At 43.4% G+C, this 14,006-nt stretch carries 13 protein-coding genes; 3 read left to right on the top strand and 10 right to left on the bottom strand.

The annotated features are described in order from the left end of the window. From ABUA34_RS06750 to ABUA34_RS06730, 5 genes are all read right to left on the bottom strand, one after another. On the bottom strand, positions 1 to 5,186 hold a 5,186-nt coding region (locus ABUA34_RS06750; RefSeq protein ID WP_349823049.1), incomplete at its 3' end, for a fibronectin type III domain-containing protein. A 254-nt stretch (positions 5,187 to 5,440) separates the two neighbouring features. Beyond that, positions 5,441 to 7,948, bottom strand: coding sequence for an ABC transporter permease (locus tag ABUA34_RS06745; protein WP_349823048.1), 2,508 nt, complete (start codon positions 7,946 to 7,948; stop codon positions 5,441 to 5,443). 7 nt (positions 7,949 to 7,955) lie between these two features. Continuing rightward, positions 7,956 to 8,657, bottom strand: coding sequence for an ABC transporter ATP-binding protein (locus ABUA34_RS06740; RefSeq protein WP_022058060.1), 702 nt, complete (start codon positions 8,655 to 8,657; stop codon positions 7,956 to 7,958). Continuing rightward, the gene (locus ABUA34_RS06735) at positions 8,608 to 9,990 is read right to left on the bottom strand and encodes a hypothetical protein (RefSeq protein WP_055272459.1); all 1,383 of its coding nucleotides are present in this window, start codon (positions 9,988 to 9,990) and stop codon (positions 8,608 to 8,610) included. Before ABUA34_RS06735 ends, ABUA34_RS06740 begins: the two co-directional genes overlap by 50 nt. 235 nt (positions 9,991 to 10,225) lie before the next feature. Beyond that, positions 10,226 to 10,351, bottom strand: a complete 126-nt coding sequence (locus ABUA34_RS06730) for a hypothetical protein (RefSeq protein WP_015534073.1) — start codon at positions 10,349 to 10,351, stop codon at positions 10,226 to 10,228. Positions 10,352 to 11,010: 659 nt separating this feature from the next. On the opposite strand from ABUA34_RS06730, the gene ABUA34_RS06725 reads away from it, so the two are divergent. Together ABUA34_RS06725 and ABUA34_RS06720 are read left to right on the top strand one after the other, a co-directional pair. Continuing rightward, complete coding sequence (locus tag ABUA34_RS06725; RefSeq protein ID WP_238050747.1) at positions 11,011 to 11,187, top strand: sodium ion-translocating decarboxylase subunit beta; 177 nt, start codon at positions 11,011 to 11,013, stop codon at positions 11,185 to 11,187. 4 nt (positions 11,188 to 11,191) lie between these two features. Next, the gene (locus ABUA34_RS06720) at positions 11,192 to 11,473 is read left to right on the top strand and encodes a sodium ion-translocating decarboxylase subunit beta (RefSeq protein ID WP_055145690.1); all 282 of its coding nucleotides are present in this window, start codon (positions 11,192 to 11,194) and stop codon (positions 11,471 to 11,473) included. A gap of 66 nt (positions 11,474 to 11,539) precedes the next feature. On the opposite strand, the gene ABUA34_RS14365 is transcribed toward ABUA34_RS06720, so the two are convergent. The 5 genes from ABUA34_RS14365 to ABUA34_RS06700 all read right to left on the bottom strand — a co-directional run bounded on the left by ABUA34_RS14365 (position 11,540) and on the right by ABUA34_RS06700 (position 12,959). Continuing rightward, positions 11,540 to 11,725 (bottom strand): type II toxin-antitoxin system RelE/ParE family toxin, encoded by a 186-nt coding sequence (locus tag ABUA34_RS14365; protein WP_442852314.1) that lies wholly within the window; start codon positions 11,723 to 11,725, stop codon positions 11,540 to 11,542. An 18-nt stretch (positions 11,726 to 11,743) separates the two neighbouring features. After that, positions 11,744 to 11,869 (bottom strand): hypothetical protein, encoded by a 126-nt coding sequence (locus ABUA34_RS14360; protein WP_015534075.1) that lies wholly within the window; start codon positions 11,867 to 11,869, stop codon positions 11,744 to 11,746. Beyond that, positions 11,866 to 12,174: a type II toxin-antitoxin system RelB/DinJ family antitoxin gene (locus ABUA34_RS06710; RefSeq protein WP_015534076.1), complete on the bottom strand. Its 309-nt coding sequence runs from the start codon at positions 12,172 to 12,174 to the stop codon at positions 11,866 to 11,868. Before ABUA34_RS06710 ends, ABUA34_RS14360 begins: the two co-directional genes overlap by 4 nt. Positions 12,175 to 12,361: 187 nt before the next feature. Further along, positions 12,362 to 12,676: a type II toxin-antitoxin system RelE/ParE family toxin gene (locus ABUA34_RS06705; protein WP_015534077.1), complete on the bottom strand. Its 315-nt coding sequence runs from the start codon at positions 12,674 to 12,676 to the stop codon at positions 12,362 to 12,364. Beyond that, positions 12,666 to 12,959 carry a type II toxin-antitoxin system RelB/DinJ family antitoxin gene (locus ABUA34_RS06700; RefSeq protein WP_015534078.1) on the bottom strand — a complete coding sequence of 98 codons (294 nt, stop codon included), beginning with the start codon at positions 12,957 to 12,959 and terminating at the stop codon, positions 12,666 to 12,668. Before ABUA34_RS06700 ends, ABUA34_RS06705 begins: the two co-directional genes overlap by 11 nt. 274 nt (positions 12,960 to 13,233) lie before the next feature. On the opposite strand from ABUA34_RS06700, the gene ABUA34_RS06695 reads away from it, so the two are divergent. After that, on the top strand, positions 13,234 to 13,848 hold the full coding sequence (locus ABUA34_RS06695; protein ID WP_349823047.1) for a GNAT family N-acetyltransferase: 615 nt from the start codon (positions 13,234 to 13,236) through the stop codon (positions 13,846 to 13,848). The last annotated feature ends 158 nt before the right edge of the window (positions 13,849 to 14,006 follow it).

Raw genomic sequence — 14,006 nt, 5'->3', positions numbered from 1 at the left:
GACCAGCTCTTAACCTTATATCCCTTATGAGGAGTAGCAGCTAAAGTGATCGTTGAGTTCTCAGGGAGTCTTGTTCCACTGTCAACTGTGAGTCCGTCACTGTTTTCATTTCCAGGCTGCTGGTACTTGATTGAAACTGTACCATGTGTATTTGCCGGCCTGGCAGTAACTGTGTACACGTTTCCTGTCAGTGTGTATGATGCTTTAACCAGGTTTATTATATAGTTCTTCTCAAGTTCATTCATAACCTGTGAATGCTGATCGTCCACCTTGACGTATGCAACATCTATATCATATATACCCGGCAGCAGCCCACTTACTCCATATGATCTGAGCTCGTAATCCCTGTCTCTCTGAGGCATTATGTCGGTATCCCATGCCTTGAGACCTGTTATCACCGCATCCTCGCACTCTCTTACAGAATCATTTACACTTTTCTCTGTATCCTGGGCAGCTATCTCAAGCTGTGCCCTTCCAACATTTATATTCTTCTGAGTCTTGTCTCCGCCATTTGATGCCGTTATCTGGAACATTCCAATAGACTTCGGTATAAACACGCCGTTTGCAAGTTCGTATTTGTCTGTGTCCTCAAATTCTCCTGTCTTATTATTCTTTATCTTAACTGTGTATTCTGAATCGTCCGTGATATCCTGAAGCTTTCCTGTATTGTCGTATGACACTCTCTCCAGAGACATCTTCACCGAATCTCCGTATCTTACATTATCCTGCATGGTCAGATTCATGTTCGTCTTTCCCTCAAATGAGGTATATATAGACATCGAGTCAGATATACTGTCGTTGTACTGTTTATTTCCTGCAAAGTATACATATACGTTGTATATTCCCTGTCCGGATGGCTCCCACTGTGCAGTATAGCAGCCATTTGCTCTGTCGTACTTACCAGCTATGCGCTTGATCTCAGGCCCTGTAATGACAAATTCCACATCTCCCTGTACGTCCTCACCTGACAGTGATTTCGGCTGACAGCTGAGTGTGATCTTGTCTCCTGTATATGTGACCTCTGCCCCTGTGGTCTCAGATCTCACCGTCTTGGTCTGATATACTGATTTGAGATCAGTCTGGACCACCTTGACAGTATCTGACACATTAAGAGTCTTCTTTGAAGTCATCGTAAAACTTCCGCTTTCACTATCTGCCACATAATAGTACACCGTACTGTCTTCACTTCCCGATGTGTTTCCGAGAAGATAGAAGTTCTTGCTGCCATCCTCTGATACCCATTTTGCGAGTATCCTGTCATATGTAACATCATCAGATGCATATGACACCTTTTCACCTGCATAGTCAGCCGCATTTACGCTGGTCAGCTTGTAAGTATTGCCATCAATATCTGCGATGAAATCTGATTCACTCACACCATATGCCGCGCCGCCCACATCAGATGCTTTAAATGTCTGTGATTCATCCACGTAACCGTCGCTGTCCTTTTTGACGCTTACTCTGCATGGATAGTAATTCTCGTCACTATCTTTCCACATATAGTTTGTTCCGTCGCTGACAAGAATATATTCCCTGACTCCGGATGTTACTGTTATAAGATTTCTCTCCTTAGTCACGTTCTCCACCTTTGTAGTCTCTGAGCCCGATGCCCTGACTACGCTGCCATCCGACAGATCTTTATTCTCGGTATCGTTGTGCGCCAGAAGCATGACCTTGCTGTCCGCCTTATTTACAGTGAGTGTTGCAGTCTTGGTGTAGAGTGTGATGTCGTTGTAATAAACTCTGCATCGATATTCGTTTCCATCCATTTCATCACTTACATCAGTAAGTCTGAGCGTAGGATTGCTGCCTCCTGTCGATACGCTTCTCCATCCATTATCTGTATTAACCTGCCAGTTGTATCCAACGCTCTGGTTTACTCCATCCCCATCATAATAAACCGCATTTGCCGCAAATTCTGCATTTCCACCGGCAAACGTATTTGTATCATCAGGGTTCTTTGTTATATGGAAGTTAGAACTGTCCTGAAGTGTCGTCGCGGTTGCCGGACGGCTGAACAGACTCTTTGAACCATTTGCCTGAAGAGCTCTCACCGCAAATGTGTAAGTCCTGTTGGAATATAGTCCCTTCACTTCATAGTCAGTAACTGTATATGGCACAACTGCCTTGCTGTTGTAATTACCTCCTGCATCAACGATACAGACCTCATAGTAATCTGCATCATTGGACGGTGACCACTCAAGACTGACACTGTTTCTCGTTGTGTCGACAACAGAAAGTCCCATCGGCATACGCGCCGGACGAACAACATTCTTAACATCATAGCCAATGACGAACACTGAATCACTGTCGCTGTTCAGCTTTGCAGTGTTCACCCGCAGCTGCCAGTCAAATGAGAAGCCTGTGCAGTCTGCCGGAACATTGTCCACCGTTCCACTGTATGTAACACCATTCGAGCTTACACGGGTGTAACCAAGACCCGCATGCTGGCTTGATGTCACACCGACAATGACCTTATTACCGAGTCCTCCGCCTCCAGCACCAAGCTTTTCGTTCGCCTCAAGGAACACTTCAGTCGAATACTCGTTCTCATCAGTCACAGATATCGTCTGAGTCTGATCTGCACCAGAGCTGGCATTTACAGAAGAATAATTGTTATTTCCACCTGACTGATAGGTGTACTTTAATTTACCTCCAAGAGTCTGGTATGTAGCAGGGTCTCCCGCTGTGTTATTCAGAATATTATTATATATCTCGTTGAGACCCTTGCTCCTTCTTGCAACCTTGTCGTAATCTGCCACATCTATGATTGAAGTTGAAGGTCCGAGACATACCGGCATAACCACCGGCTCCCATTTTCTCGCAATCGGATCATATATGGAGTATTCGTAATACATATATTTCAAACAGTACAGAACAACCTGATCAGAACCTCCACCTGCGGCATTATATGTCATCTCATATTCCGTTGTCTTTGTATTTGCATATTCAAAGCTTGCTCCATACGAAAGTTCAACCTCTACCTCACCTGCTCCGATGAGCTGGATCTCCGACGACACATACGCGCCAACTGATATTGACAGGTTAGTTGATACCGTGTTCGATGAACCTTTGCTTGTTGAATATGATGTTCCACCGTTATTTACATATTCATATACTTCCTGAACATCATCAAAATACGGACTTGCCTGAAGGATTGCATAGACCTCTGGATTTGTGTATACCGGATACTCTCCCTCGTACTTTAACCGCACACTGTCATTATCAATATCCGGAAGACACAGTGAAACAAATGTTCCATACATATCCTGTCTGCTGTTCGACTGGCATACTACACCCTCCTGACTGCTGTATGGGCTGCCGCCATCCATAGAAAATGTCGCTATGTCCAGCCAGTAATAATCATCTTTATCATTGAGTTTCTTCTCTCTGTGCACTCCCACAACGCACACAAAACTCTGTCTGTAATTGTTCCCCTTGGCATCCTTATCGACACAGCCAACCCTGACATCGCCGATCCACACCTGATCTTTTTTCTTCTTGTCGTTGCCCTGATTGCGCTGGTCGGTACATATACTCATGCTTCCTATCTCCGAACCTGTTATTCCGCCATCTTCCAGTGAGAAAGCATATACCTCTGCGCCAAAAAGCACACTGTCATTTTCATTATTGCCGTTCATGCCCTTAAGGTCTGCACACGCAAGCGCCAGAGGTGCATTCACAGGTCTGTAATATTCTTTATTTTTAACCTCGTGATATTTCACGATTTCTTTACTCTTAGTCCCCAGGCTTCTCGTATGATAATCTGACAACACATAATTATCCGTCCGACTATCGTAGTATACGTATCTGTATGCAGCCTGCGTGGCTTCATATTCCATCTGCAAATATTGAGAATTGCTCGAATAATATCCACCAACTATAAGTCCTGTGACCATGGCTCCTGATCCGGGATACTTAAACCGACCAAATGCACAGTTTGCAGCATACATTCCGTAGTTCTGTTTTTTGCCATCTGTGTCTCCAAGTGACACTTCATTCAGACCTTCTATAGGGACAAGTCCGCCGTCTTTATATGTATAGACGGTCATATGACCTGCCTTTGCCATGTTGCGATTCTGAACTGATCCAGATACGGCAACCGCGGCCTCATCCCGGCCATCCTGCTCCAGATCACCGCCGGCCAGAGTTACCACAGGAGCTCTTCCTATTCCATAATCACACCACGATCCACCCGCTCCACTTTCATAATTAGATGCAAGCCCGCCCGGTATGCTTATATTATTTCCCTTTGTGAACCTGCCGTTTCTCTTGCCATAATATACATCGACTATGGCATAGCGTATGTTCTGATCGTTTATATTTCTATCCTCGTAAGTTCCACAGTATACGAGAAGATCTTCAAAACCATCTCCATTCAGATCGGCCTTTTCGATCTCAAACATCGCATCCAGCTCCTGCTGGTATCTTCTGATAAAATACAAAAGTCCATCGCCATATGTAGAATTCTTGTTTAAAGTAGGGGTAAGCGTAGCAATTGAAGATCTTGTACCATCAGCTGCTATCTTGAAAATATTCACATCTATCTTTCCGCGGTACTCCTTGCCGTCTATGACAGTTTTAATACTTTTCCATCCAGCTGGACTGAATACTTTATCTCCATGTACTCTTAGCTCCGCAACGTAGTTGGTTTTTCCGTCGCCTCCATCAAATGCAACGCTTGTCGCATACAGGCCGTTAAAACCATTACTGTCCTTTTTTAGAACATTTCCCATGTTGCTACTTATGTTACTGTCTCCCGATCCGCCGTGTTCCACTTTCACATTATCTTTGCCAAGATCATAGAAACCATACGCTCCGTACAGATTGCCAAGGCTGCTGTTTACCTTTGTAGTCCTGTCCTTGAAATCTCCAATCCTGTCAAATCCGTCTCGCACAGTGTACTTGTTTCTGTAATTGCCGTTTGCCGCAACGTATACCTCATTCACCTCTGCAAATGTAGATATATTATCCTTGTCATACGGCACCGCAGCTTTGCTTTTGTCTATATCGGTGCTGAGACCCAGAGCTTTGTATGTACTCTCGTCAATCTCCGTCTCGACCACCGTCTTGCCTGTTTTCTTCGAGCTGTCCGCCGCGTATGCTTTTTGTCCGGGAATAAATCCGGACAGCATAGATAGCACCATACTGGCCGTCAGCGCCCAGCTTATCGCCCTCTTTCTCATAATTTCTTCCTCCCTTTCACTAAAAAAACCAGCCATGAACACCAGCCGTTTTAAGCTGCCACATTCTGGTATCAATAATATATTTACAATTATAATTGCTGTGTTTTTCCATGTACACTAACCAAAAGGCTAGTAACAGGAGGTAAAAACAACTTTTTTGCAAAAAAATCCACAGAACGTACCGTCTATACTGTACGCCCTGTGGATCGTAATAAACATCTAAACTATTCTGTTACATGCCATATATGAAAGGATCATTCCACCGACTTAAGCGATTCCGCCATATTTATCTTATCAAGCTTGACTGACATGACTCTGTTGACAAGGAAATTGAACACAAATGTCAGAACGATACTGTACACATAGCTCATCGGCGCTATATATGTATCAAATGCGACCATATCCACCTTGATCTGTCCTATGACAAATGCATGCAAAAACACTCCAAGCACAAGTCCCACAGCGATCCCGAATGTCGTCAGGACTCTGTTCTCCCTGAACACATAATCTGAAGTCTCGTTTTTGAAAAATCCCAGAACCTTTATGGTTGCTATCTCCCTGATTCGCTCTGTGATATTGATATTTGTCAGGTTGTAGAGAACGATAAATGCAAGCGCACCCGCCGAGAGTATAACTACAATTACTATATAATTCAGACTCTCCATCATCTTAGATATCCTGTTCTTCATATCCTTGTTGATAGTCACTGATGCTGTTGCTGCATCACCCATAAGATCAGCAGATATCTCGTGCGAATCTGCGCCTTCCTCAAGATTGAAGTACACCGATTTGTACTGAGGTGCTTCCCCCATCTGATCCTCATATGTTTCAGGTGATATATACACATAGTTGTATACATGATTCCTGAATATGCCTGATACGGAAACTCTTATCTCTTTCATCTCGCTGTCTCTGACCGTTATTACATCGCCCGTTTTGATGTCGTACTGTTCTGCCAGCGCAGTATTGATCACAGCTTCCCCTTTGCCCGGATATTCTATCTTCGCACCATCTTTATCCGCCAACTTCATATACCTGTCAACGTGCTCAGGTTCTTCCATGATGACCATGTTCACGGACTTTACGCCACCATCATGAACCAGATCCCAGGTAGATTCACTGACGAGATCATAGCAGGAGGTATCCTCCTCCAGCCGGTCTTTCAGACTACTGAAGCGCTCATCTTCTCTATCACCCGCAATCGGTGTATTCAGCGTTATCACTCCATCTCCGACCTGTATCTCCCCATATTGATTGTCCGCAAATCCGCTTATGGAATCATTTATTCCAAAGCCTGTGAGCAGCAGCGCAGTACAGCCGCTTATTCCTATTATCATCATAAAAAAACGCTTTTTATATCTGAATACATTTCTGACACTTACCTTTCTCAGAAATTTCAGTCTCTTCCATATAAATGGTATATGCTCAAGGAACACCCTCTTGCCCGGCTTCGGAGCCTTAGGCCTCATAAGACTTGCCGCAGTCTCAGAAAGCTCGTATCTACAGGAAAACCAGGTTGTACCTACAGTGCACAAAAGGGATGCTGCCAGCACGCCAATAACCAGCGTCCAGTCTGTGGTTCTCTCAAGCGGCATATGTATATACATCATATGATATGCATACCAGATAACCTCCGGAAATACATATGTACCTATAAGATATCCACCTGCACATCCTACTACAGCCGCAGTTCCCGAATAGATCATATATTTTCCCATGATCGCCGCCTTGCCATAGCCTAGAGCCTTCAGCATACCTATCATAGAGCGCTGCTCCTCAACCATCCTGTTCATGGTAGTCATACACACGAGCACGGCAACCAATATGAAGAATACCGGAAATACCTTTGCAACTCCATTCACTATGTCTGAATCGCTCTCAAAGCAGACATATCCGATATTCGTCTCCCTGCCGAGTATGTAATAATTCACACCATCTGCATCATCCAGCGTTATGTCCTTCACCATATCCTCCGTCATACCCTTTGCCATGAGGATATCCTTATATCTGTCCAGTACACTGGCCTTACATATTGACTCCCATTCGTCTTTCCTATCGTCTATATAGTCTTCATACTCATCGGCATACATATCAAACTTTCTGTCAAATTTCACATATACATCGGTGTAGCATTCGCTGTCAAATGCTTCAGGGCTGACATATACAAAGCCCGCGATCTTACCATTTCCAAGGGTTGTGGTGCCTCTTTCAAAATTAATATAAAGAGGGGAGTTGACAGTTCCGACAACGGTGAATTTCTTCACCTTAAGGATATCCTGTGTACTGCTGTCCTCACCTTCTGCTGCATCGTCATCTGCCACCTCTATGACATCACCTATATTTATACTGTCCATCTTGGCATCTACAACACATTCATCTTCCTTTTCCGGCATGCGTCCGTCCACAAGACTCAGTTTATTGATGTTTTCCGGAACTGACATAGTCTTCAACACCCTGTCATTTTCACCCTGGTTCTTGTATAGGACGTCCAGACTATAACCGCCCTCAGCGTACAGCACATCCTTCTCCCCGGCAAATGAATCCACGTCATCATCCGTATATCCAAGAGTTGACAGAAGATGCAGATCATAGAAATTTCCCTTGTCAAGGAAATTCGATATGGTATTCATCATGTCCGGCTTCGTCATCTTGAGACCCGAGAAGAATCCCACGCCCAGAGCTATGATCGCCATGATGGCTGCAAATCTTCCAAATGTATTTTTTATCTCACGAAATGTCGTGCGTCTCATCATTGATTTCATAGGCCACCTACCATTCCAGATCTTCAACGTTCCTGATGTTATCATTCATAACCACTTTCTCCACAGTTCCGCTCTTAACCGTGATGACTCTGTCCGCCATGGCTGTGAGTGCCTGGTTGTGCGTTATGACTATAACTGTCGTTCCCGTATTTCTGCATGTATCCTGAAGGAGCTTCAACACTGCCTTCCCTGTGTTGTAATCCAGAGCTCCGGTCGGCTCATCACAGAGCAGAAGCTTCGGATTCTTCGCCAGTGCCCTCGCTATTGCAACTCTCTGCTGCTCACCACCTGAGAGCTGCGCCGGAAAGTTCGCCATACGATCCTCAAGTCCCACCTGCTTCAGAACTGTCGCAGCATCCAGTGGTTCCTTGCAGATCTGTGCCGCAAGCTCCACATTCTCAAGTGCTGTAAGGTTCTGCACCAGATTGTAGAACTGGAATACAAATCCCACATCATACCTTCTGTATGCCGTGAGCTGTCTCTTATTCAAAGTTGATATCTCTCTGCCATCCAGCTTCACGCTGCCGCTTGTCAGAGTATCCATACCGCCAAGTATATTCAAGATAGTAGTCTTGCCCGCACCAGAGGCTCCAACTATAACGCAGAACTCTCCCTTTTCTATCTCAAAATCCACATCGCGCAGAGCATTGATCTCCACCTCACCTGTCTTGTATACTTTCTTTACATCTCGAAATTCTACGTAGCTCATCCTGCACCATCCTTTCACTGTTCTTTCTTACAATCTCATCCAGGCTCCACAGCCTTGCCTCGGTCACCCTGTCAAATTTGATCTCTATCCACTCTTCCGTTCCAGGCTTATATATTCCCGCAAAATCATCATTTTGTATTATCTCACAGTCCATCTCCAAAATAAACTTCTCTTCATCATCAGAGAGAACGACAACTGTAAAATCCAGATTTTCTTCCCCCGGCAAAATGTACCGATTTATCAAATGCCCCTCCAGAAGTCCGGGATCGTCAACAAACAAAACTATATGCCTATATCCGCCTACATTCTCGCTGTTCACAAAATAATCCAGAGTACCATTTCTTTTCTGAAGCTCATTTGCCAGCATGTCTAACAAGCCCTTCACATCAGCTTCTCCTGCGGCAAAAGAGATTTCTCCATTCTTACGGTCCGCCAGATAAAGCTCATCATATCCTACCCATTCACCATCACCCGGATCACAGGCAAATGCTAGCTGAATCCTGTCATTTGTCTCATTTATCTCAAGCTGGCCTATGATATTTCTCGCTATATCAAATGCACTCTTTTTATTTCCATCACTTACTATTCCTATAACCCCGGTACGGCTGAGATCCAGCACCACCGGCAAGTCGTGGATAACTGCCGTTTTTATCTTCACCTCATTTGCAACGTCTGTGAGCTGTACCTCTCTCTCCCGCTTTCCGCCAGCCTCCTGAACCACCACATGATCAGATATATCCACACTGCCAAGCCCCAGTCTGACCATAAGATGATTGCAGGCCCTCGATCTATTCAGACATTCAGCCTGCGCCTCCGAAAAAAGGATTTGGACTACAGGATTGAATCTATCTCTCATATTATCCAAAATTTCCGTCTTATCGATCTCGATCAATCTGCACAAATGCTTTGCATAATTATTTCTCCTGATAGATTCAAGCTCCCCACGTTTCTCTTTCCCCGGTCTTGTCGAAAAATCCGCTATAGTACCCGGGATTACCCGCATCACTCCGAGGCCAATACACATAAGTATGAGCATAATGAAACCATACAGATCTATGCCGGCGAATCCTATTGGATGCCAGCGCCCTCTATAGTAATACCCTTTCATGTCAGGATTCCTGCCCTTACCATTTACTGCCATAACTATCACGATCACAGCGATCACTGCCACAATGAGAATTTCCACCAGAAGTATCTTCATATTAAGCTTGTTCTGATTTTGGGGCGTAGAGGCCTTAGGCAGTACAAGCTTGTCCGGCGGCAAAAGCTTCTCATCCAGCTTACCCGTTTTTCTGACCTTATCTGTTGTTTCCGTTCCTTCCGCATTCTCCATATTTTTCATATTCCCCATGTGTCCCAAATCTATTATCCCATCAACACTCAATATATTTTAGTTCGAAAATATATCAGTCTGTCAAGTCCGACAATGTATCCCATAAATATTTGTTATATATATTATACATCAGTAACCCCATATTCAGAAATTAAATTTATATATTGCTGTTCCCACGACAAAAAAGTCCCCCATACCTGCCTGATGCAGATACAGGGGACCTTTGTCTCATATACTATTTATGCTTTTTTGACTTTGGTGTAGCCGGTTCTTCAGCTGCTGCAGCGTTATGATTTGCTGTCGCATATACCTTCTGAACTACTTTCTTTTTCTTCAATGGATGCTTTGGGTTCTTATCCATTTTGAACACTTCCTTTCTGTTTTCCTAAAATGTTATATAACAGAAATCTGCAGTGCATATGCCGAACGGTCATCTGCACCACCGGTTGTGCTATCCTTTTCTTATCTTTGACTATGTTATAGTCCTCTATGCTAGCAATGTCAAGAGGTGAGTGCTAATTATTTTGTGAAGATTTTGTGAAGATTAGGTACTCGCATATTAACCGGGAAAGCGTACTGCCCCTCGGCAAAGATATGGTTCAGATACCCCCAATTCCCCCGCGGTTCATTGACACCATTTTCTCAATTGGATATATTGTGGGTGTTATTAGCAAAAAGGAGCTGACAGCCATGCCGAGTCATCCCTTGAAAGCGGGGACATAAAGACCCCCGATGCAAATCGGATCATAGAAGCAAATATAGTATACAATGTAAGGACCGGCGAACAGCTTACCAGGAGAAGACAAAATGCCAAAGGCTTCGAAGAGCTTCTTGACTGTGCCGGTGTCCTGTTCCTTGAAAATAACCAGACAGGAAATCTGATCATCAATCCCCCGCTTTCATCCATCGATGACCTGATGAAATATATGCAGATAGATTTTCTGCAGCCGATATACACACTCACATTCAGCAACGGACTCAGAGGCGGGCACCATACTTACATACCCTATCGCCAGGGCAATGGGCCTCGATGCCGGTTCTTCAGCCGCAGTCTCCATCATCGGCGGTGCGGACGGACCTATGGTTTTATTTGCATCACTCAAGCTGCTCATACCGAAGAGCATAAGAGGCAAAGCCATCGTCAGGGAACAGAGAAAAAGCAAGATCACATCCAAACAAAAGCTGGTTCCTGAATGAACAGGTGCTCAAGCTCCTGATCCTTGGAATGCTCGCGCTGCTCCTCTCAGGTATCGGCGGAATAGTCGGAGGCTACATCGTATACCTCTTCAAACGTGGAAACTTCAACCCTACTGTCGGTATTGCCGGAGTGTCATGCGTACCTTCTACCGCAAAGGTCGCCCAGAAGGCGGCATCCAAGGCTGACCCTTCAGCATTTATTCTCGACTACGCCCTGGGCGCAAATATCTACGGAGTTATAACGACTGCGATACTTACGGGAATTTATATAACGCTTTTGAGTTAAAATTACATGGTTTTATATACACAAAATGCCACAGCAGTTTTATGCTGCTGTAGCATTTGCTTTACCCTATTGCTTTGTGTATAGATTTAACTGATTGTCTGTGTCACGTCCTGCATACATTACTCTAAGAATGGTTACAACCTTTTTATCGCTATCAGGAATATAAAATACCACATAATTATCTACTAGTAATACACGAAGTCCACGGCTTTTCCACGGTTCTTTCTCGTATCTTCGATAACGCTCCGGCATCGTATCCAGACTTAATATCTACTCTTCCAGACGGTCAAGCTGTCCGCTTGCGTTTTGAGAAGATTGTAATTCAAAGGCAATATATTCAAAAATTCCTCTCAGATCATTGTCAGCCTGCTCGGATATCTCTAATTCATATATCATATTCCATAATCCTTACGAATGTCAGTAGAGACCTTTTTAGCATTTTTCGTCCGTCCAGCCTGCATATCAGCATATCCTTTCTCCAATTCTTCATCGAACTCTGCATCTGATAATGTGCTGATGTCAACAGGTCTGTCATATGGTATTTTTACTTCAAATGGAAGTCCTCTCTGTAAGATAATCTGTTTATAAAACATATTTATAGCACTAGAAGCAGGGATACCCAGTGTAGCCAAGATACTTTCTGCTTTTTCTTTGACATCTGGTTCAATCCTTGCATATAAATTTGCAGATTTTGTAGCCATATAAAGCATCTCCTTTCATAAGTAGTGTTTCCATCTATCCTTAATTATAAGCATATGTCCGCACAACAGCAATACTTTTATCTCAAATAGAAATACACTATCATACACTTACTCATATAAGAAAAATATGTGGGAAGCGTATTGTATTGCTTCCCACTCTTTAATGTTAATTGCGCTACGGATTGTTCTATATCATTTTCCCCTCAAAATCCTGTAATTCGTGAAATATATTATCTACTATAATACGTTCTCCTTCTATTCGATATAACATAAAATATCTATGTCTTTCAAAATTAATTCTTCTATATCCCAGCTTTCTCAAGCGCAGATTATCACATAGTTTCAAACTTGAAGCAATTTTTTCCAAACTTCTTTTCGTATTCTCAAAGTCCTGAAGAACATTTGCTGCAGCCTGTTTACTATGTTTTTCAAATAAGAGATATTGAATAAAATTATCCAAATCATTCTCTGCATCTTTTGTCAAAACCACCTCATAAGTCATACTTCTTCCTCATATCATCTATCACAACATCAGCATCACGACATTCACCTTTTTCAGCATGTTGTCTTGACTTCGCCAGTTTGTCTATCATCTGTTCCTCTGTCATTGCCACATATGGATCTGTAACAACCCTTTTTATCTCAAATGGAAATCCATTATTTGCAACTGCCTGGGTAAGAAAAATTCTTATAGCTGTCGTAGTATCTGTTCCAAGATCATGAAATAATTTATCTGATTTTGACTTAAGATCATTGTCTACCCTTACCTGTATTGTGCTTGCCATTCTCATGCACCTCCTAGTATTAATAATATGCAACTCCACCGCTTCTTTATAAATTATAATACTTAATTTATGCCAATTCAATACAAATGTATTGTTTTAGTAGTGATGTTTCATATGCAAACACTATGACATCGGCATCCTTCACATCTTCATATATTTCTATCATGTCATCCTGAATGAGATCATAGTTTCATTTTCACTCTATATATGATAATATGATTACGGTTAGATGTATCTAACCGTATGGGTGGAATTAGAAATTACAACACAATTATTGAACGGAGAAAATGCTATGAAGATAACAAAATGGGATGAACAGGCAGCCGAGGATATCGGCCATGCGTTTGGATATTACGACTACGGGCAAGAAACAGGTATGGGCGTGTTCTACAGCAGCAAAGAGGCAGTGGCAAATTACATAGCAGTCTACGTCCGTATGGCATTTGAAGGGCAAATGCTCTACGCGACTAGCGAACGCGGCGAGGGGTATATCGCCTACACCCTGCCAGGACAAAAAATGAATCTCAAGGCGGGCATGGCTATCCTCAAAGCTCTGTTTCACAACATGAGCCTTAAAGAGATGATCCGCATGGGAAAAGCTCTGTCCAAGGGAGGCAGATCTCTTCAAGATCGAATGAAGAAAGAGAAGAAAGATTTTATATTCGTCGGCATGGTCTGCGTCCGCGAACAATACCAGGGACAGGGATACATGAGAAAAGTTCTTGACATGGCTTTCTCTGAGGGAAACAGGTTGCACGTTCCAGTCATCCTTGAGACTGATGCCAAGTCGAAGTGCGACAAATACATGCATCTCGGCATGGAGCTTGAGGGCGTGCGCTATATGGGCGCTTATGGTAAGATGTACGATCTGATCAAATATCCTAATTAGGGAACAAGGAGCAGCACGCTTTAGCTCGTTGCTGACGCAAATTAAAAATGTCAGATAGATATAAGCTCCAAATCATTGCTCATATTTATCTGACATTTTTAAGTATTTAATGTTTACATTTGGATGGGCGGCGTATCCATCATATCAGGTTCCCGAGG

The sequence above is a fragment of the Coprococcus sp. RTP21428st1_C9_RTP21428_210409 genome, assembly GCF_040227395.1.
Taxonomy (GTDB): domain Bacteria; phylum Bacillota; class Clostridia; order Lachnospirales; family Lachnospiraceae; genus Coprococcus; species Coprococcus aceti.
Note: the sequence above shows the minus strand (reverse complement) of the source record. Positions and strands in the feature narration are given on the sequence as shown.